The sequence below is a fragment of the Pseudomonas sp. R25(2017) genome (genome assembly GCF_002112565.1).
Taxonomy (GTDB): Bacteria; Pseudomonadota; Gammaproteobacteria; order Pseudomonadales; family Pseudomonadaceae; genus Aquipseudomonas; species Aquipseudomonas ekonensis.
Genome location: NZ_NEHZ01000014.1, coordinates 173,580 through 190,313, shown reverse-complemented (window position 1 = coordinate 190,313; position 16,734 = coordinate 173,580). Strand labels below are relative to the sequence as shown.

The 16,734-nt window shown below is 65.1% G+C and carries 20 protein-coding genes and 1 pseudogene; 5 read left to right on the top strand and 16 right to left on the bottom strand.

From position 1 onward, the window contains the following. A pseudogene (locus CAG31_RS19035) lies at positions 1-234 on the bottom strand (type VI secretion system tip protein VgrG); the annotation flags it as partial. A 224-nt stretch (positions 235-458) separates the two neighbouring features. On the opposite strand from CAG31_RS19035, the gene CAG31_RS19030 reads away from it, so the two are divergent. The 4 genes from CAG31_RS19030 (at position 459) to ligD (ending at position 5,413) form a co-directional block, all read left to right on the top strand. Further along, entirely contained in the window at positions 459-815 is a 357-nt protein-coding gene (locus tag CAG31_RS19030) for a hypothetical protein (protein ID WP_085583970.1), read from the top strand. Beyond that, positions 815-1,879, top strand: coding sequence for a hypothetical protein (locus CAG31_RS19025; RefSeq protein ID WP_085583968.1), 1,065 nt, complete (start codon positions 815-817; stop codon positions 1,877-1,879). Before CAG31_RS19030 ends, CAG31_RS19025 begins: the two co-directional genes overlap by 1 nt. 186 nt (positions 1,880-2,065) lie before the next feature. Continuing rightward, the gene (locus tag CAG31_RS19020; protein WP_085583966.1) at positions 2,066-2,899 is read left to right on the top strand and encodes a Ku protein; all 834 of its coding nucleotides are present in this window, start codon (positions 2,066-2,068) and stop codon (positions 2,897-2,899) included. Positions 2,900-2,932: 33 nt separating this feature from the next. Continuing rightward, positions 2,933-5,413 (top strand): DNA ligase D, encoded by a 2,481-nt coding sequence (gene ligD, locus CAG31_RS19015; protein WP_085583964.1) that lies wholly within the window; start codon positions 2,933-2,935, stop codon positions 5,411-5,413. Positions 5,414-5,418: 5 nt separating this feature from the next. Here the strand turns inward: ligD and CAG31_RS19010 are convergent, their stop codons facing one another. Genes CAG31_RS19010 through CAG31_RS18985 form a run of 6 tightly spaced genes read right to left on the bottom strand, consistent with a single transcriptional unit; the run spans position 5,419 to position 9,776 of the window. After that, a complete protein-coding gene (locus tag CAG31_RS19010) occupies positions 5,419-6,090 on the bottom strand; it encodes a glycosyltransferase family 2 protein (RefSeq protein ID WP_085583962.1) in 672 nt (223 codons plus the stop codon). Further along, positions 6,087-6,698 (bottom strand): class I SAM-dependent methyltransferase, encoded by a 612-nt coding sequence (locus CAG31_RS19005; protein WP_085583960.1) that lies wholly within the window; start codon positions 6,696-6,698, stop codon positions 6,087-6,089. The genes CAG31_RS19010 and CAG31_RS19005 overlap by 4 nt, the downstream gene beginning before the upstream one ends. Next, positions 6,695-7,453 (bottom strand): PIG-L deacetylase family protein, encoded by a 759-nt coding sequence (locus CAG31_RS19000; RefSeq protein WP_085583957.1) that lies wholly within the window; start codon positions 7,451-7,453, stop codon positions 6,695-6,697. The genes CAG31_RS19005 and CAG31_RS19000 overlap by 4 nt, the downstream gene beginning before the upstream one ends. Then, positions 7,450-8,487: an acyl-CoA dehydrogenase family protein gene (locus tag CAG31_RS18995; RefSeq protein ID WP_176243871.1), complete on the bottom strand. Its 1,038-nt coding sequence runs from the start codon at positions 8,485-8,487 to the stop codon at positions 7,450-7,452. Before CAG31_RS18995 ends, CAG31_RS19000 begins: the two co-directional genes overlap by 4 nt. Before the next feature lie 41 nt (positions 8,488-8,528). Continuing rightward, on the bottom strand, positions 8,529-8,861 hold the full coding sequence (locus CAG31_RS18990) for a hypothetical protein (protein ID WP_085583955.1): 333 nt from the start codon (positions 8,859-8,861) through the stop codon (positions 8,529-8,531). Between the two features lie 57 nt (positions 8,862-8,918). Continuing rightward, positions 8,919-9,776, bottom strand: coding sequence for an SDR family oxidoreductase (locus tag CAG31_RS18985; RefSeq protein ID WP_085583953.1), 858 nt, complete (start codon positions 9,774-9,776; stop codon positions 8,919-8,921). Positions 9,777-9,997: 221 nt separating this feature from the next. Between CAG31_RS18985 and CAG31_RS18980 the strand changes: the two genes are divergently transcribed. After that, a complete protein-coding gene (locus CAG31_RS18980) occupies positions 9,998-10,222 on the top strand; it encodes a hypothetical protein (RefSeq protein WP_085583951.1) in 225 nt (74 codons plus the stop codon). 25 nt (positions 10,223-10,247) lie between these two features. On the opposite strand, the gene CAG31_RS18975 is transcribed toward CAG31_RS18980, so the two are convergent. The 9 genes from CAG31_RS18975 to CAG31_RS18935 form a co-directional block, all read right to left on the bottom strand. Continuing rightward, positions 10,248-10,514 carry a hypothetical protein gene (locus tag CAG31_RS18975; RefSeq protein ID WP_085583949.1) on the bottom strand — a complete coding sequence of 89 codons (267 nt, stop codon included), beginning with the start codon at positions 10,512-10,514 and terminating at the stop codon, positions 10,248-10,250. A gap of 95 nt (positions 10,515-10,609) precedes the next feature. Continuing rightward, a complete protein-coding gene (locus CAG31_RS18970) occupies positions 10,610-10,855 on the bottom strand; it encodes a hypothetical protein (protein ID WP_085583947.1) in 246 nt (81 codons plus the stop codon). Positions 10,856-11,089: 234 nt separating this feature from the next. After that, complete coding sequence (locus CAG31_RS18965; RefSeq protein ID WP_085583945.1) at positions 11,090-11,320, bottom strand: hypothetical protein; 231 nt, start codon at positions 11,318-11,320, stop codon at positions 11,090-11,092. A gap of 131 nt (positions 11,321-11,451) precedes the next feature. Beyond that, a complete protein-coding gene (locus tag CAG31_RS18960; RefSeq protein ID WP_085583943.1) occupies positions 11,452-11,682 on the bottom strand; it encodes a hypothetical protein in 231 nt (76 codons plus the stop codon). A gap of 91 nt (positions 11,683-11,773) precedes the next feature. Further along, positions 11,774-12,808, bottom strand: a complete 1,035-nt coding sequence (locus tag CAG31_RS18955; protein ID WP_085583941.1) for a DNA topoisomerase IB — start codon at positions 12,806-12,808, stop codon at positions 11,774-11,776. Between the two features lie 74 nt (positions 12,809-12,882). Next, positions 12,883-13,962, bottom strand: coding sequence for a molybdenum ABC transporter ATP-binding protein (gene modC / locus CAG31_RS18950; RefSeq protein ID WP_085583939.1), 1,080 nt, complete (start codon positions 13,960-13,962; stop codon positions 12,883-12,885). A 3-nt stretch (positions 13,963-13,965) separates the two neighbouring features. Continuing rightward, complete coding sequence (gene modB / locus CAG31_RS18945; RefSeq protein ID WP_085583937.1) at positions 13,966-14,646, bottom strand: molybdate ABC transporter permease subunit; 681 nt, start codon at positions 14,644-14,646, stop codon at positions 13,966-13,968. Continuing rightward, on the bottom strand, positions 14,647-15,414 hold the full coding sequence (gene modA, locus CAG31_RS18940; RefSeq protein ID WP_085583935.1) for a molybdate ABC transporter substrate-binding protein: 768 nt from the start codon (positions 15,412-15,414) through the stop codon (positions 14,647-14,649). A 166-nt stretch (positions 15,415-15,580) separates the two neighbouring features. Next, positions 15,581-16,645 carry a nitronate monooxygenase family protein gene (locus CAG31_RS18935; protein WP_085583933.1) on the bottom strand — a complete coding sequence of 355 codons (1,065 nt, stop codon included), beginning with the start codon at positions 16,643-16,645 and terminating at the stop codon, positions 15,581-15,583. Positions 16,646-16,734: the final 89 nt, after the last annotated feature.

The window sequence follows — 16,734 nt, the reverse complement described above, 5'->3', positions numbered from 1 at the left end:
CTCGATGCGGTACACCAGGCCGTGGATCTTGCCCTCGCCGGTGGCGCCGAAGGTGAGGACGCCGGGCTTGTGCAGCAGCTCTTCGAGGGCGAGGTCGGGACGGGCGCTGACCAGTTCGATGTCGAAGCAAAAAGCTTGGTTGAGGGCTTCGCGGCCAACGAAACTCACGACCTGGAGATCGTTTGAGACGCCTTCGAGGTTCAGGGTGATGTGCGTCGCGTTGGCATCCAGCATACCTTGGGCTCCTTCCTGGTGCCGCAGGGCGCAAGGCCCTGCGGGACTGAATCCATTCATGAAACGGCGCGGCTTCCGGTCGGGCTGACGAGGGTCAGGGGCGTCATTGGGGGGAGCGGGTGCCGGGCTGCCGGGGCAATCGATACGACGGAATCAAGATAGTCTGCAAAATGGCCGGATGCCACTATTCTGTAGTGCTTAAACGGAGCGTGGAACGGAATCCCATGATCATGCGCAAAGAACAAATGGACGCTTTCCGGCTTAGTTCGATCGACAGCTTCAAGCAGAGGGTGCGTACGCGGCTGGAGCCCTTTTACGCCGACCGGATCCAAGCCTTGGGAACCCAGTCCCTGGATGCCTTTGTCGACCAGGAGTTCGAACGGGCGAAGCGTTACCATGCCCTGACCGAAATGCAGTTTTTCACCTTCATCGAGTGCGCACTGTATTACGGGGCAGGGTTCATCGAGGCGGAGCAGAACTGGTGGGCTAAGGACTTTCTGGTCGTGGCGGACATTGACCCAGGCAGGCGCTACGAAATGGTCAGGCAGTACGCCGATTTGCGCTGTGGGGGGATGCTCTGATGTGTCGCGTCAAAGCCAACTCACCGGAAGACAAACCGATCGGCTCGATTATTGAGCCTTGTGAAAAAACGGGTGTTCTGTGTATTCGCGTTTACGACGACAAGGATCAACTGGTCGATGGTGTCTTCCTGAGAATCCGCGACGAACACAGCACCGAGCACACCGAGTTCGAACTGAATAGCAACGAGGAGGGCTCGTTTGTATCCCAGCCGACTCGGTACTTTCAGAAAGGCGGGTTACCTGAGGGGAACTACGAAGTGTTTTTGGTGAAGAAGGCCGGGATGGAGTTCAGCCCGACCCGCAGCACCACTAAGTTCGAAATTGTCCCCGGTTGTCACAGTGTCATCGACCTGGCTTTCATGCCGGAGATACAAGGTTCAATTCAGGATTTTATCGACATCCCGATCTTGGAGAACCGGGAGCTGATGTCTCAGATGGAGGCCGACATTCCGGATGATGCAACAAAGATGTATTGCAGCGATCAATGCATCGATTTTCCTACTCTGCTGGAACGGCTAAACCAGAATACGCCAAGCGAAAACAGCGAGATTACGCTTCTGGGGGTTCACCACATCATGCCGTTCAGTATCTTCAATGAACTGCGTACGGCGTTCGACGTGGTCGATTATTCGCGTACATCCACACGCCTTGGCGTCAGTCCGGTGGATTTGGACAGATTTTTGGGCGGGATGCACGACAAAGCAATGCAAGTGGTCTTCCTGGTTCCCCCGAAGCCTAGGTCACAACCTCACAAACGTACCTCGCAGGAATTTATCTGGTACAACGAAAACCCGGTTTGCAAAGCGCATGTGACCTTTGTTTTCGGTTCCTACAACGTTGTTTCTCAAGAGAACATTGATCTTTATCTCAAAGGCGACGATCAGAGCACACGAAAAAGACATCTGTTCCGGCAATACGCCCAAAGCCTGAAGCCTCAGCCTCCATGCCCGGAGGAGACGAGGGAAAGATTCAGGCTGGCCCGAGAAGAGTTCGAGTCATACAAGAATCTGCTTGCTCACGTGGAAGCAAACGACGGCGAGGAGATTGATATCGATTCGCTTTGAGTCGTTGCCGAAGTACATCACTTGCTGTCATTTGCCGCCGTCTGGCTTGCAGGCCGGATAGAGGATGTCCTCCGCCCGCATTCTTTTTGAACTCCCGGTTCACCGCAGCGCTCAACCCAACAAGCTGCTCCCCAAACCCATTTCCCGCGAGCGGCTACAGACCGGTTCAGCCGACAGGAGACCGACATGGCCCGCGCGATCTGGAAAGGTGCGATCAGTTTCGGACTGGTGCACATCCCGGTGTCCTTGAGTTCCGCCGTCGTCAGCCAGCGGCTGGATTTCGACTGGCTGGACAAGCGCAGCATGGAGCCGGTCGGTTACCGGCGGATCAACAAGGTCAGCGGCAAGGAAATCGACAAGGACAACATCGTCAAGGGCATCGAGTTCGAGAAAGGCCGCTACGTGGTCATCAGCGAAGACGAGATCCGCAAGGCCCGGCCCGAGGCGACCCAGACCATCGACATCTTCTCCTTCGTCGCGGCCGACGAGATTCCTCTCCAGCATTTCGACACGCCTTATTACCTGAGCCCGGACCGGCGCGGCGGCAAGGTCTATGCGCTGCTGCGCGAAACGCTGACGGCGTCCGGCAAGGTCGCCCTGGCGCGGGTGGTGCTGCATACCCAGCAACACCTGGCCCTGCTGCGCCCGCTGGAGGATGCGCTGGTCATGATCACCCTGCGCTGGCCCGACGAGGTGCGCAGCCTGGAGGGCCTGGAACTGGACGCCAGCGTCACCCAGCCCAAACTGGACAAGAAGGAACTGCAGATGGCCAAGCGCCTGGTGGACGACATGAGCAGCCATTGGGAGCCGGAGCAGTACCTGGACGATTTCAAGGACACCATCATGGCCCTGGTCGAAGAAAAGGCGAGCAAGGGCAAGATCGCCACCGTGGCCGCGCCGGAATCCGCCGCCGAGCGCAAAGAGGCCAACATCGTCGACCTGACCGAACTGCTCAAGCGCAGCCTGGGCGGCGACAAGGCCAAATCTGCGCCCAAACGCACGCGCCGCAAGGCGTCGTAGCGGGGCAGTCACCCAGGATCGTGGAGCCGCGCCATGGCCAAGTCCCTGACGGAATACCAACGCAAGCGCAACTTCGACGCCACCCCGGAACCGGCGGGCAAGCAGGCGCGCGGCAGCAAGGCCAAGGCGCTGCAGTTCTGCATCCAGAAGCATGACGCCAGCCATTTGCATTACGACTTCCGCCTGGAGCTCGACGGCACGCTCAAGAGTTGGGCGATTCCCAAAGGGCCTTCGCTCGATCCGTCCGTGCGGCGGCTGGCGGTGCATGTCGAAGATCATCCGCTGGACTACGCGACGTTCGAGGGGCACATTCCCGAAGGCCATTACGGCGCCGGGGACGTGATCGTCTGGGATCGCGGTGTCTGGATGCCGGAAGGCGATCCCCATGACGGCTACGCGAAGGGCAAGCTACGGTTTCATTTGCAGGGGGAAAAGCTCTCGGGAGCCTGGAACCTGTTCCGCACCCGGCTGGCGGGCAAGAAGGAGCAGTGGCTGCTGGTCAAGTCCGATGACGATCAGGCCCGGGCCGAATCCGACTACGACGTGCTGGAGGCGCGCCCGGACAGTGTCTTGAGCGACCGCACGCTGATCGCGGAACCGCCGAAAGCGGCCGCCGCCAAGCCTAAGGGCAAGGCCGCCCCTGCTTCGGCGCTGCCGGCGTCGCTCAAGCCCGAGCTGGCCACGCTGGTGGATTCGCCGCCCGCCGGCGACTGGTGCTACGAGATCAAGTTCGACGGTTACCGCATGCTGGCCCGGATCGACGGCAAACAGGTGAAACTGTTCACCCGCAGCGGCCTGGACTGGACGGCGAAAATGCCCCGCCAGGCCCGGGCGCTGGCCAGGCTCGGGCTGAAGTCCGCTTGGCTGGACGGCGAGATGGTGGTGATCGGCGATGACGGCATCGCGGATTTCCAGGCGTTGCAGAACGCGTTCGATGAGCAGGCCGATGCACGTATCGTCTATTACGTCTTCGATGCGCCGTTCCTGAACGGCGAGGATCTGCGTGACCGTCCCCTGAATGAGCGCCGCGCTGCGTTGCAAGCCGTGCTCACGGATGAAAAGGCCCCGGAGCTGCGTTACTCCGAGTCCTTCGACCAGCCTGTCGCGTCCTTGCTGGCGAGCGCCTGCGACATGAAGCTCGAAGGGTTGATCGGCAAGCGGGCCGACAGCCCCTATGTCAGCCGCCGAAGCCCCGACTGGATCAAGCTCAAGTGCAGCCAGCGGCAGGAATTCGTGATCGTCGGCTACACCGAGCCCAAAGGCTCCCGCAGTGCCTTCGGCGCTCTGTTGCTGGCCTTGCACGACAAGGACAGCGGCACCTTGCGCTACGCCGGCAAGGTCGGCACCGGGTTCAGCGCCACGACGCTGCAGCACATTCACTCACGCCTGAAGCCGTTGACGGTGAGCGGCAGTCCATTGAAGAAAACCCCGGCCGGCATTTCGGCCCGTGAGGTGCATTGGGTCAAGCCGCAACTGCTGGCCGAAGTCGCTTACGGCCAAATGACCCGTGACGGCGTGGTGCGCCATTCGGTGTTCCATGGTTTGCGCGACGACAAGCCCGCCGACACCGTGGCAGCGGAACGCCCGGCGCCGGCGCCGGCGAAGGCGAAAGCCAAGGGCCGCCCGGCCGACGGCCGCTGGCACCTGACCCATCCCGACCGCATCGTCGACGCCAGCAGCGGCGCCACCAAGGGCCAGGTCGCCGAGTATTACGCCCAGGTGGCGGACTGGATCCTGCCGCACCTGGCCCAGCGCCCGGTGGCCCTGGTGCGCGCACCGGACGGCCTGGCCGGCGAACTGTTCTTCCAGAAGCACGCCGCGCACCTGGCCATTCCCGGGCTGCGTCAGTACTCGAAGGCTGAGGCGGGGCAGGTGGCGATCGTCATCAATCAACTGCCGGCGCTGATGGGTGCGGTGCAGATGAATACGCTGGAGCTGCACACCTGGAACGCCACGGCCAAGGACTTCGACAGGCCGGACCGGCTGATCCTCGACCTCGACCCGGATCCGGCGCTGCCGTGGAAGATGATGGTCGAGGCCACCGGCCTGACGTTGACCCTGCTCGATGAGCTCGGCCTGCAGGCGTTCCTCAAGACCAGCGGCGGCAAGGGCATGCACGTCGTGGTGCCGCTGGTGCGCCGGGCCGGCTGGGATGAGGTCAAGGCCTTCAGCCAGGCCATGGTTCAGCACCTGGCCGCGTTGTTCCCCGAGCGGATCTCGGCGGTCTCCGGGCCGAAAAACCGTGTGGGCAGGATCTTCATCGACTACCTGCGCAACGGCCGGGGCGCCACCACCGCCTGTGCTTATTCGCTGCGGGCCCGCGAGGGGCTGCCGGTGTCCGTGCCGATCCACCGCGATGAGCTGGCGGACATCAAAGGCGCCGGACAATGGACCCTGTTCAATCTGGCGCAGCGGTTGGGTGAGGTGGAAGACCCTTGGGCCGGGTACGGCGACGTGCGCCAGTCGATCACTGCGGCGATGCGCAGACAACTGGGTCTCAAGAAACAGGCATGAAGCGGCTAGCTTGAGCCGGCTTCTTCGCCGCGCACCAGGCTTCGCAGGTAGCCGGCAAAACCGTCCCGGGCCCGCCCCTCAAGGCGAGCGCTGGTGACCACCCGCGGCCTCTGGCTCCAGGAGATGCTGGCGCCCGACCGCTCGAAGTCTTTGACCAGGCACACGTCCTCGTCCACCGGCAGATGCTTGAACCCGCCGGCCCGCAGGTACGCCACGGCGCAAAAGCCCAGGTTGGCGCCATGAATGTGGCGATGGTTCTCCGCGTGGGTATAGGCGTCGGCGTAGCGCTGCCGGATCGCCAGGCCGATCCCGCCCCAGTCGCGCACATGCACCGTGCCGCAGACCATGTCCGCTTCGAGCGACAACTGGGCCACCAGCCAGTCCGGTGCCACTTCGCTGTCCGCGTCGGTGCAGGCGATCCAGCGTGCGCCCAGGGCGATCAAATGGCTGACGCCGACACCCCGGGCATAACCGACATTGCGGGCGCTGACGCTCAGGCATTCGACGCCGGCATCTGCGGCGATGGCGCCGCTGCCGTCGACGCAGTCATCGAGCACCAGCAGAACCTGCACGGTTTCCCCGGCCAGGCCAGGATGGCATGCCGCCAGGCACAGGGCGCGCAGGCAGTCGGCCAGCAGCGCTTGCTCATTGTGGGCCGGCACCACGACCCCGATCATGGCGCGCGCTCCGTCAGGCTCTCGCGGTCAGCGACGGACAGCTCGTTGCCTTCCCAGACCTCCAGCAGAAAGTCCGCTTCCTCGTGGCGCACCGAACGGTTCAGGTGCAGGTGTTCGTGCAGGCACGCATGCACCTGGTCGCCGGTCTGCGGGCACACCGCCACCGGATGCCGCCAATGGCAGGCGAGCAGGGCACCATCGGCGGTGAGCGCGGCCCTCACCCGCTCGACCATCCGGCGTAGATCCGCAGCGTCGAGGTAGTAGCCCAGTTCGCTGATGACGATCAGGTCGAACGCGCCGCCGGGCCATTGGTCCGGCACACGGGCCTGATAGGCGCGGGCATGGCCGGCGTCCTGCAGGCGCTCGGCCGCAAGCGTGACCGCGAGGGCCGAGACATCGCAGCACAGCAGCCGGTCGCAACGCTGCGCCAGCCTGACGCTCAGCTCGCCGTTGGCACACCCGGCCTCGAAGCCGCGGCGGTAGCGGTGTTGCGGCAGCGCGGCCAGGGCGATGTCGCGCTTGCGTCGTTCGTACCAGCGTTCACGCATGGACCAGGGATCGGGGCTGCGGCTGAACAGATGGTCGAAATAGGCATTGGCGACGCTCATAGAAACACCACTTCAAAGTCGTGCAACAGACGCTCCAGGGTTCTGGGCGTCAGCACGGGAGGGTTGCCCGATGCCGGATCGGGTTCGGTCTGGCTGACGAAGGCCTGCACCGCATGCCGCTTGCGCGCCAGGGCCGCTTCGTCCATGAGCACCTTGCGGGCGCGTCGCCAGGGGATGCGCGGATCTTGTGCAGAGGCCCAGTGCCAGGCCCAGATGGGTACCTCCAGCAAGCGTGCGCCGATCTGTCTCGTCGCGGCGGCACTGGCGCGGCCGACGGCTTCATGGTCGCAGTGGCCGTCGTGGCGCCAGGTGGTGAAGACGGTGTCGCCGGGACGCAGGCAGTCCAGCAGGACGTTCGTCAGCACCTGCTCATGGCGCGCGACGGCCGTGTCGGGAAAGCCGCCGTGCAGCCAGGTCAGTCGCTCGTCCGGGACGCCGAGACGGGTGAGGGCCTGCGCGCATTCCTGCCGACGGGTCGCCCGCAGGCGTTGGGGCGTCCACCAGCGGGAATCGGGATGGCTGGCTTCTCCGTCGGTCACCGACACCAGGAGGATGTGCCGGCCTTCACGGGCGAGCGCCTGCAGCAGTCCGCCGCAGCCCAGCACTTCGTCGTCCGGATGGGGCGAAACGATGACCGCGCGCGATCCGTTCGGCACCAGCGCCTGCGCCTGGACCGACGCGACCTCGGCGAGCCGGCGCGACGCCTGCCAGGCCTCGGGCGAGGTGCCTTCGCCGGAGATCGGATCGGCGCTCATGGCATCCAGCTCCCCGGCAGCTCGCGGGCGACGACCGCGCCCAGCGCCGCGCGGTCGCGCTCGGCATGGCTTTGCCGCAGGTACACCGGCAGGTCGCACAAGTGACGGGCCAGATGGGCATCGCGGCAGTAGGGGGTTGCACCCAGTGCCCGTCCCACGTGGCTGATCACCTGTTCGGCGCTGTGTTCGCACTGGGCCCGCAGGCGTTGTGCGGGAAGAAAGGCATCCGCGTCGGGATGACGGTCTATCCAGTGCGCCGTGACGCGCAGCAGGTTCGCGGTGCAATGCAGCGAGCAATCTACCGCGCCCAGGTGCGCCAGGCTGTGCGGTTCCTCGCTGCGGGCACAGTGCGCGCGCAAGGCTTCCGCAATGATTTGAGCCGAACCGAACCAGCAGGCAGCGATGCCGGCGCCGCCGTGCCAGAAGCCGGCTCGCGCCAGATAGCCGCCCGGTGGCCCGACCGGACGCCCCCGCGCGCCCTCGAACTGCACTTCCACGCTTTGCGTGGCCGACATCCCGACAGCTAGCCAACCCTTGTCCGTGACCCGCACGCCGGGTTGATCAAGCGCGACCGCCACCAGTTGCTGCCGGCCCTCCGGGTTCCAGGCCGTGACCAAGGCGTGGCTGACGGTCGCGGCGCCGGAGCACCAGGCCTTGACGCCCTGCAAGTGGACGAACCCGCCGGGGTGGGCTGTCCGGACGGTGACCCGCGCCTGCGGCGGCTCCGCCGCCCACATGCCCCACGTACTGCCTGAGGGGATGGCCGGCGCCGCCCAGTGACGCATGATCGCCAGCGCATCGGTGTGGCCCTCGTAGAGCTTGCACAGGCTGAGGTCGAAGGCCGCCACCCGCGCCAGGGCTTGCCAGCGCAGCAGCGTGTTGCCCTGTCCCGGCAGGGGCAGGTCATCCAGGCTGCTGCGGCACAGCGTCTGCAAGACGTGCGCCAGCGCCTGGGGCGTCAAGGTCGGTGGCAGCGTTTGCGCCTGCAAGGCGGCCACCAGGTCGGTTAACGAAAAGCGGTGGGGTTCACTCATGTCCGTATTTCTCTCACTCGGCGCGGCAGGCCGGCTGTGGCTCAGCGCCCGGTGAGGAGCAAGACAGGCTCGTGGGCGATGGCCTGACGGGGTTTTCCTGCGGTCAACGGTCGGGGACGCTCGGACGGTGCGACAGGCTCGGCAAACGTTTCGTTCACCAAGCGAAGATGCTCCTTGGCCTCCTGAAACTTTTCTTCGGCCTTGTTGCGCAGCAGGTGGTACTGCTCAAAGGTGTCGACGTTCGGGCGGACGTCGGCGATCAGCGCGAAGGCCTCTGCATTCAGGGCATGGGCCTGGCGGATCAGGCGCTGGTTCTGTTCCAGGGCGAACTCGCGGCAAGCGCGGGTCTGGGTGTGCTGGCGGGGACTGGGCATGATGCGTTTCCTGATGGGCGAAAGTGGGAGGGCGGGCCGGCAGGCCGGCATGGGGATCTACAGGATCGGCTTGCCTCCGGTCACGCCGAACCGCGAGCCGGACACGTAGCTGGACTCGTCGCTGGCCAGCAGCACGTAGAGCGGCGCCACCTCCACCGGCTGCCCCGGACGCCCCAGCGGGGTGTTGTCGCCGAAATGCGTCACCTTGTCCGGCGGCATGGTGGACACGATCAGCGGTGTCCAGATGGGGCCGGGCGCAACGCTGTTGACCCGGATGCCTTGCTCGCCCAGCAATTGGGCGAGGCCTGCGGTGAAGTTGGCGATTGCGCCTTTGGTGGTGGCGTAGGCGAGCAGGGTCGGGTTGGGCGCATCGGAGTTGATCGAACTGGTGTTGATGATCGAGCCGCCCGCCGGCATGTGTGGCACCGCGGCCTGGCAGAGGCGGAAGATCGCCGTGATGTTCACATCGAACGTCATCAGCCATTCTTCGTCGCTGATGTCGGCCAGCGTGGGGTGTGTCATCTGGTAGGCGGCGTTGTTGACCAGAACGTCGATGCGGCCGAAGCGTTCCACCGTGCGGGCGACGATGTCGAGGCATTGCTGCTTGCGGGCCAGGTCGCCCGGCAGCAGCAGGCATTGGCGGCCGGCCTGCTCGACCCAACGGGCGGTTTCCTGTGCGTCTTCGTGCTCGTCGAGGTAGGCGATCGCCACGTCCGCCCCTTCGCGGGCGAAGGCAATGGCGACCGCGCGGCCGATGCCGCTGTCGGCGCCGGTGATCAAGGCGGCCTTGCCGGTCAGCCGGCCCGCCCCGCGGTAACTTTGCTCGCCGCAGTCCGGTCGGGGATCCATCAGTGTTTGGCAGCCTGGAACCGGTTGCGGCTGAGGCGGGAAGGGTGGGCGGGGATAAACAGGCATGGCGGCATCTCCAGATGAACGACGGGGCGTGACGTTCCGTTCAATTGGGAGCCGGGCGGCGTGAATTAAGTTGAGAATTATTGGCAAAACAGCGACGGACGGTCGAGATGCAGTCCTGGGCTTTAGCGGATGCCGGAAAGCGAACACCGCACGTCGTGCATCGGGAACACCTGCCTCTGCTCGTGCCTCAACCGGTGAAACGGGCACAAGAGGGCAAGGCAATGTTCGATGAAACCAACAGAAAGAAAGCCATGGCCGAATGGCTGCACATGCTGCGTGAGGCAGAGATCAGGATGTCCGCACAGGAGCAGTATGACGAGCTGCTGAAAATGGCCGACGCCATGCAGGCAGAGGGATTGATCACCGGCCAGGAGTGGCGGCAGCTGACGCGCGATGCCGGGGTGGTCTTCGCCCAGACCCGAACGGATCTCGGCGGATGGGCCTAGGGCGGCAGCGGCAGGACGGTCTGACTCAGCTTCCGTCCTGCTGACTCCCTTCGTCCGACGATTCGGCGTCCTTTTTCTGGGCGTCCGGGTCGGCTCCCGAGTTCGATCCCGAGGCTTCCTCGCCTTTTTTGTCGGCCTTGTCGTCTCCGGCGGCCGAGCCGCCTTGGTTCAGGCCCGGCACGGCGCTGGGGGGAACGGCGGATTCTTGAGCGGCTTTCTCGGCCGCCATCGCGAACAGCGGGCAGGACGACAACAGACCGGCCAGCGTCAGCACCGTGATTTTTCTGTTCATGGGGCACCCCTTTTTTTCAGCCTCGGGCATACCGCGTTGGAACGCCGGGCGAAGGCAAAGGTGCGGGTCGGCTGACCGGCGGCAGGACGCAACCGTCAATGGAGATGGGAGGTTTGCCGCGACAGGACCATTTCCTGGAGGATTTCCCGGGCCAATCTGGTGATACCGGCGTCGTCCCGGTACTTCGCTCGGTCGATGCTGGCGATGGTGAACTGGTGGCCGTCCGGCCCTGTCACCTCGACGGACAGGCTGCCGTCCTCGTTGATCGAGCAGGCGACGGCGCACTGCGGGAGGCGATCCAGCAGCACGCTTTCGAGTTCATTCTTGTTCAGGGTGTCCATGTTCCGTTCATCTGCGCTGCCCACGGCAAGGTAAGGCTAGACGCTGAGGGGGCGATGTAAAGAGTGGCGCAATGATTCCATCGGGCCGGCCCATTTCGGCCGACCGTGCAGCAATAGCCGCGCTGCCTGGGCGGTCATGACCGCCGCCAAGCCATAAGGGTGCGGGTGTTGCCCCCGGGCTGACAAATTGCGCCGCCCGGTCAGGCATCCACGGGCGACATCTAAACGCCCGGATCACCTGAACCGTGGCAACGGCCGGTCCACAGGCTTTAGCGCCGAGAGGGTGCTGCGGATCAGCGGCGTGTCCTTCTCGATGTCGTTCAGACGGTCGCGGATGCGCAGGGCGGTGGGGTGGCCGCCTTGGTGGTCGACCCAGTCGGCGATCTCTTTGCAGGCCGCCGCCAGGCGCGCCTGCCGCGCGTCGAGCAAGGTGAGGAGGGTAGTGATGGACTCTTTTTCGGACATGGAGCACCTCCGTTCATGAAACCGCTGCGCAGCAATGGAGAGTCAGCAAAAAAGCCCGCGACGCGCGAGCTCTCCGCCATGGGGCGCCGCTCCTTCAGCTGGTTTCAGTATAGACCCGCAAACGGGCGGCATCAGCCGCGGTTCTGGCGGGCCGGTAACGGTGAACTGGCTGCGTTGAGCCGGCGGCATTCGCGCCGGGCGTCTTCCTCAAGGTCGTAGCCGTCGCCGATGAATCCGCCGGTGCGCGTGTCGCAGATGCGGAACCAGCCGATGGCCTCGGCGGGTTCGTGCAGGCTTTCCCCGGCGCGCCGACCGTGGATGATGATCCGGTTGCAGCGCTTGACGATGAAAATGTCTTCCATGGCGTCACCACAGCGAATTCGTGTCAGATCAACTATAGAACCCTGTGCCGAACGTGCAAAAGACGGACAGGCCAGTTCGTCGGCCAGCGGCTCAAACCGCCTCCGTCATGCCTTCGCGTTCCAGGAACATCGCCAGCGCGACCTCATCGGCGCGCAGGCCCTTGCGCACCCGCGGGCGCGGCAGCCCGTTCAGTTCGCCGAGCATGAACCGCTCGATCAGCGCCGGGTGGATGTAGCACTTGCGGCACACCGCCGGCGTGTTGCCCAGCGCGCGGGCGACTTGCTTGATCATTTCCACGACTTGACGTTTGGCCTCGGCTTCGGACTCCCACCGCAGTTCACGCAGGATCGCCAGCGCCAGGGCGCTGCCGGCCCAGGTGCGGTAGTCCTTGGCGGTGAACTCCGCGCCGGTCAGGGCTTGCAGGCAGGCATTGACGTCGGAGGACGTGACGGTGTGCCGCTCGCCGTTTTCGTCCAGGTACTGGAACAGGTTCTGGCCGGGCAGCTCAAGGCAGCGTCGGACGATTCGCGCCAGGCGCCGGTCCCTGACGGTGATCCGGTGCTCGATGCCGCTCTTGCCGCGGAACTGGAACAGGATCGCGCTGCCGTTGACCTCGACGTGCCGGTTGCGCAGGGTGGTCAGGCCGAACGAGCGGTTGTCCCGGGCATACTGCGCATTGCCGACGCGGATCAACGTGGCGTCCAGCAGCGTGATCACGGTGGCCATGACCTTGTCGCGGCTGAAGCCGGGCGGCAGCAGCATGGCTTCCAGCCGTTTGCGCAGTTTCGGCAGCGCCAGGCCGAACGCGCGCAGGCGCCCGTACTTGTCGGCGTCGCGCACTTCCCGCCAGCGCGGGTGGTAGCGGTACTGCTTGCGGCCCCGGGCATCGCGTCCGGTGGCTTGCAGGTGGCCCTTGGCGTCGGGGCAGATCCACACGTCAAGGTAAGCCGGCGGTATCGCCAGGGCGTTGATCCGGCGGATCTCGTCGGCATCGGTGATGCGCCGGCCTGCCGGGTCGAAGTAGCAGAACGTGCCGCGCAGCTTTTTGCGAGTGATGCCGGGGCGGTTGTCATCAACGTAATGCAGGTCAGGGGGCAATGTGTCGGTTGGCACGGTCTCGGCCATGGCGGGCTTCCTGGTGACGGGTCAAGGGCTGTCATGGCGATTGACAGCGGGCCCCGTCCGTCGTGCCCGGCCGTTTACGCCAGCACAGCGACGGCCTTGATCTGTGCCCACAGCCGTTGGCCGGGGTGCACGCCCAGCTGATCCCGGGAAAACCGCGTGATCCGCGCCAGCAGCGGCGTGCCGCCGGCGTCCAGGCGGATCAGGACGTGCGCGGCGTTGTCCCCGGCCAGTTCGCTCACCACCGTGACCGGCAACCGGTTGAGGATGCTGCTGTGCTCCGGATCCTCTAGCGCGAGGCTGATGTCCCGGGCCTGCACCTTGCAACGCAGCGGCTGGCCGATGTCCATCGGCGCATGGGCCACGCGGATGTTCATCCGGGTGTTGGGCAACTGCAGGCTGAGCAATTGGTAGTTGGCGTCGTAGGCACTCACTTGGCCTTCGATCACGACGCCCGCATCGTCGCCCTGGGCCAGCGGCAGGTCGAGGCGGGCCAGGGTCTCGCCGATCGGCCCGCTGGCCAGGGCCCGGCCGTCGCTGAGCAGCACCAGGTGATCGGCCAACCGCGCCACTTCGTCCTGGGCATGGCTGACGTACAGCACCGGAATGTCCAGTTCGTCGTGCAGGCGTTGCAGGTAAGGCAGGATTTCGTTTTTGCGCTGGCTGTCGAGGGCGGCCAAGGGCTCGTCCATCAACAGCAGCTTCGGGCTGGTCAGCAGCGCCCGGGCGATGCCGACGCGCTGGCGTTCACCGCCGGACAGGTTCTGCGGATGCCGATCCAGCAAGTGGCCGATCCCCAGCAGTTCGGTGGCCTGGCGCAGATCGACCCGGCGCAGCGGCCGGGCGATGCGCTTGAGGCCGAACTGCAGATTGGCCAGCACCGACAGGTGAGGGAACAGGCTGGCCTCCTGGAACACGTAGCCCAGCGCGCGCTTGTGCGGGGGCACGAACAGGCCGTTGTCGCTGTCCTGCCAGACTTCGTCGTTGATCCGGATGAAGGCGTTCTCGGCGCGTTCCAGGCCTGCGATGCAGCGCAGGCAGGTGGTCTTGCCCGACCCGGACTGGCCGAACAGCGCCGTCACACCGCGGCCGGGCAAATGCAGGTCGACGTCCAGGCTGAAGCCTGCATAGGAGAGGTTCAAGCGCGCATCGATCATCCGTCAGCTCCAGCCGGCGCGGGTCTTGCGGCTGGAATAGAGCGCCAGCAGCACCAGGAACGAAAACACCAGCATGGCCCCGGCCAACCAATGGGCCTGCGCATATTCCATGGCCTCGACGTGGTCGTAGATCTGCACCGAAACCACGCGGGTCTTGTCGGGAATGTTGCCGCCGATCATCAGCACCACGCCGAATTCGCCGACGGTGTGGGCAAACCCGAGGATCGCGGCGGTGATGAAGCCAGGGCGGGCCAGCGGCAGGATCACGCTGAAGAACGTGTCCCAGGGATTGGCGCGCAAGGTCGCGGCCACTTCCAGCGGGCGGGTGCCGATGGCGGAAAAGGCGTTCTGCAGCGGCTGCACCACGAACGGCATGGAATACAGCACTGAGCCGACCACAAGGCCGGTGAAACTGAACGTCAGGGTGCCGAACCCCAACCATTGGGTGAACTGGCCGATGAAGCCGTTGGGCCCCAGCGCCAGCAACAGATAGAAGCCGATGACGGTCGGCGGCAGCACCAGGGGCAGGGCCACCACCGCACCGACGGGACCGCGCAGCCAGGAGCGGCTGCGCGACAGCCACAGGGCGATCGGCGTGCCGACCACCAGCAGGATCGCGGTGGTCAGGGACGCCAGTTTCAGCGTCAGCCAGATCGCCGCGAAATCGGCGCTCGTCAGCGACATTTACAGCTGATAACCGTAGGACTTGATCACCGCAGCGGCTTTCGGGCCTTTGAGGTAATCCACCAGGGCCTTGGCGGCGGCGCTGTCCTTGCCTTTGTTCAGGATCACCGCGTCCTGCTTGATCGGATCATGCAGGCTGGCCGGAACGATCCACACCGAACCGCTGCTGACCTTGCCGTCCTTGTAGATCTGCGACAGGGCGACGAAGCCCAGTTCGGCGTTGCCGGTGGACACGAACTGATAGGCCTGGGTGATGTTCTGGCCTTCGACGATCTTGGCCTTGGTGGCCTCGGTCAGTTTCAGCTTCTCCAGCACCTGGGTCGCGGCCAGGCCGTAAGGCGCGGCTTTCGGGTTGGCGATGGACAGGTGCTGGTACTCGTTCTTCTTCAGCACGTCACCCTTGGCGTCGACGTAACCTTCCTTGGCCGACCACAGCGCCAGGGTGCCGACGGCGTAGGTGAAGCGCGAGCCCTTGACCGTGTCGCCTTCTTTTTCGAGTTTTTCCGGCGTGGTGTCGTCGGCGGACAGGAACACTTCGAACGGCGCGCCGTTCTTGATCTGGGTGTAGAACTGGCCGGTGGCACCGTAGGCGGCCACCAGTTTGTGCCCGGTGTCTTTCTCGAAGTCGGCGGCGATGGCTTGGATCGGCGCGGTGAAGTTCGCCGCGACGGCCACTTGCACTTCATCGGCCTGGGCGGCGCCCACGGTGAAGACGGCGATCAGGGAAGCCAGGCAAGCGGGGGCAAGACGTGAGGCACGAATGGTCATGTAACAGCTCCGTGGTTGGCGTGTGCAGTGGGCAGTGGTTGTTGGAGGGGAACTGCGCCGATGCGAGGGGGATTCGCTATATAGGCGACTATATAGCGAAATGCCTCCAAACGGAATGCGTGATTCGGTGCCGGGCGAAGGGTTGGAGCCTCCGCCCGCCCCCGGATCACCGGCCTGCCAGTTTCGCCAATGCGCCTTCGGCCAGTTGCCGGGTCAGCTCGGCGGTGCCGATCTCCCGCCCGAGCGTGAACGCCTGGCCGGCCCACAGGTTGCTGAACTCCGCTTCGGCCTTGGCCCGCAGCGGCATCAGCGCACCGCCGGCCAGCGGAAACGCCGGCGCCATGGCCGACATCGGGCCCACTTCGCGCATCACCCGGTTGAGGATGCCCCGGGCCGGGCGGCCGGTGAACAAGTTGGTGATGGCGGTCTCGCTTTCCTTGGCGGTGCGCAAGGCCTTGTGGTGCGAGGCGCTGATCCTGGCCTCCGGCGTGAACAGATAGGCGGTGCCCACCTGCGCCGCCGAGGCGCCCAACAGGAAGGCGGCGGCAACGCCCCGCGCGTCGGCAATCGCGCCGGCGGCGATCACCGGCACGTTCACCGCGTCCACCACCTGCGGCACGAGGGCGAAGGTGCCGACCTGGCTGCTCAGGTCATCGCTGAGGAACATCCCGCGATGGCCGCCGGCCTCGTAGCCCATGGCGATGATCGCATCGCAGCCGTTCTGTTCGAGCCAGACGGCCTCATCGACGGTGGTGGCCGACGACAGGATCTTCGCGCCGGTGGCCTTGACCCGGTCCAGCAGGGTTTTCTCCGGCAGGCCGAAGTGGAAGCTCACCACTTCAGGCTTGAATTCTTCCAGCACCTCGCACGCCGCCGCATCGAAAGGCGCGCGGTTGGAGACCGGGGTCGGTGCGTCGAAATCGACGCCCAGTTCGCGGTAGTAGGGCTCAAGCAGGTTTTTCCAGTCCCGGGCGCGCTGCTCATCGGGGGCCGGAGGCTGGTGGCAGAAGAAGTTGACGTTGAAAGGCTTCGACGTGCCTTGGCGGATGTTTCTCAGCTCTTCACGCAACTGGTCGATGCTCAGCATCGCGGCAGGCATCGAGCCGAGGCCGCCGGCGTTGCAGGCGGCGATCACCATGGAAGAGTTGGTGGCGCCGGCCATCGGGCCCTGGATGATCGGCAGTTCGATGCCGAAGAGGTCAAGAATGCGGGTGTCTGGCCATTGGCTCATGGAAAGGGTTCTCCGAACGACAAAACGGGCAGGGACGGCAGAGCCGGTTTTGTACCAGCAAAACCGGCTGCAAGGCCAGCCGGGATTTG

What these genes read in the sequence shown, in the direction of transcription:
- CAG31_RS19010 (WP_085583962.1), bottom strand. Translation starts at nt 6,090, where the DNA reads ATGATCGGGGTCGTGGTGCCGGCCCACAATGAGCAAGCGCTGCTGGCC.
- CAG31_RS18990 (WP_085583955.1), bottom strand. Translation starts at nt 8,861, where the DNA reads ATGCCCAGTCCCCGCCAGCACACCCAGACCCGCGCTTGCCGCGAGTTC.
- CAG31_RS18935 (WP_085583933.1), bottom strand. Translation starts at nt 16,645, where the DNA reads ATGAGCCAATGGCCAGACACCCGCATTCTTGACCTCTTCGGCATCGAA.
- CAG31_RS18955 (WP_085583941.1), bottom strand. Translation starts at nt 12,808, where the DNA reads ATGGCCGAGACCGTGCCAACCGACACATTGCCCCCTGACCTGCATTAC.
- CAG31_RS18960 (WP_085583943.1), bottom strand. Translation starts at nt 11,682, where the DNA reads ATGGAAGACATTTTCATCGTCAAGCGCTGCAACCGGATCATCATCCAC.
- CAG31_RS18985 (WP_085583953.1), bottom strand. Translation starts at nt 9,776, where the DNA reads ATGCCTGTTTATCCCCGCCCACCCTTCCCGCCTCAGCCGCAACCGGTT.
- CAG31_RS18980 (WP_085583951.1), top strand. Translation starts at nt 9,998, where the DNA reads ATGTTCGATGAAACCAACAGAAAGAAAGCCATGGCCGAATGGCTGCAC.
- modC (WP_085583939.1), bottom strand. Translation starts at nt 13,962, where the DNA reads ATGATCGATGCGCGCTTGAACCTCTCCTATGCAGGCTTCAGCCTGGAC.
- CAG31_RS19005 (WP_085583960.1), bottom strand. Translation starts at nt 6,698, where the DNA reads ATGAGCGTCGCCAATGCCTATTTCGACCATCTGTTCAGCCGCAGCCCC.
- CAG31_RS18975 (WP_085583949.1), bottom strand. Translation starts at nt 10,514, where the DNA reads ATGAACAGAAAAATCACGGTGCTGACGCTGGCCGGTCTGTTGTCGTCC.
- CAG31_RS18970 (WP_085583947.1), bottom strand. Translation starts at nt 10,855, where the DNA reads ATGGACACCCTGAACAAGAATGAACTCGAAAGCGTGCTGCTGGATCGC.
- CAG31_RS19025 (WP_085583968.1), top strand. Translation starts at nt 815, where the DNA reads ATGTGTCGCGTCAAAGCCAACTCACCGGAAGACAAACCGATCGGCTCG.
- CAG31_RS19020 (WP_085583966.1), top strand. Translation starts at nt 2,066, where the DNA reads ATGGCCCGCGCGATCTGGAAAGGTGCGATCAGTTTCGGACTGGTGCAC.
- CAG31_RS18965 (WP_085583945.1), bottom strand. Translation starts at nt 11,320, where the DNA reads ATGTCCGAAAAAGAGTCCATCACTACCCTCCTCACCTTGCTCGACGCG.
- ligD (WP_085583964.1), top strand. Translation starts at nt 2,933, where the DNA reads ATGGCCAAGTCCCTGACGGAATACCAACGCAAGCGCAACTTCGACGCC.
- CAG31_RS19030 (WP_085583970.1), top strand. Translation starts at nt 459, where the DNA reads ATGATCATGCGCAAAGAACAAATGGACGCTTTCCGGCTTAGTTCGATC.
- modB (WP_085583937.1), bottom strand. Translation starts at nt 14,646, where the DNA reads ATGTCGCTGACGAGCGCCGATTTCGCGGCGATCTGGCTGACGCTGAAA.
- CAG31_RS18995 (WP_176243871.1), bottom strand. Translation starts at nt 8,487, where the DNA reads ATGAGTGAACCCCACCGCTTTTCGTTAACCGACCTGGTGGCCGCCTTG.
- modA (WP_085583935.1), bottom strand. Translation starts at nt 15,414, where the DNA reads ATGACCATTCGTGCCTCACGTCTTGCCCCCGCTTGCCTGGCTTCCCTG.
- CAG31_RS19000 (WP_085583957.1), bottom strand. Translation starts at nt 7,453, where the DNA reads ATGAGCGCCGATCCGATCTCCGGCGAAGGCACCTCGCCCGAGGCCTGG.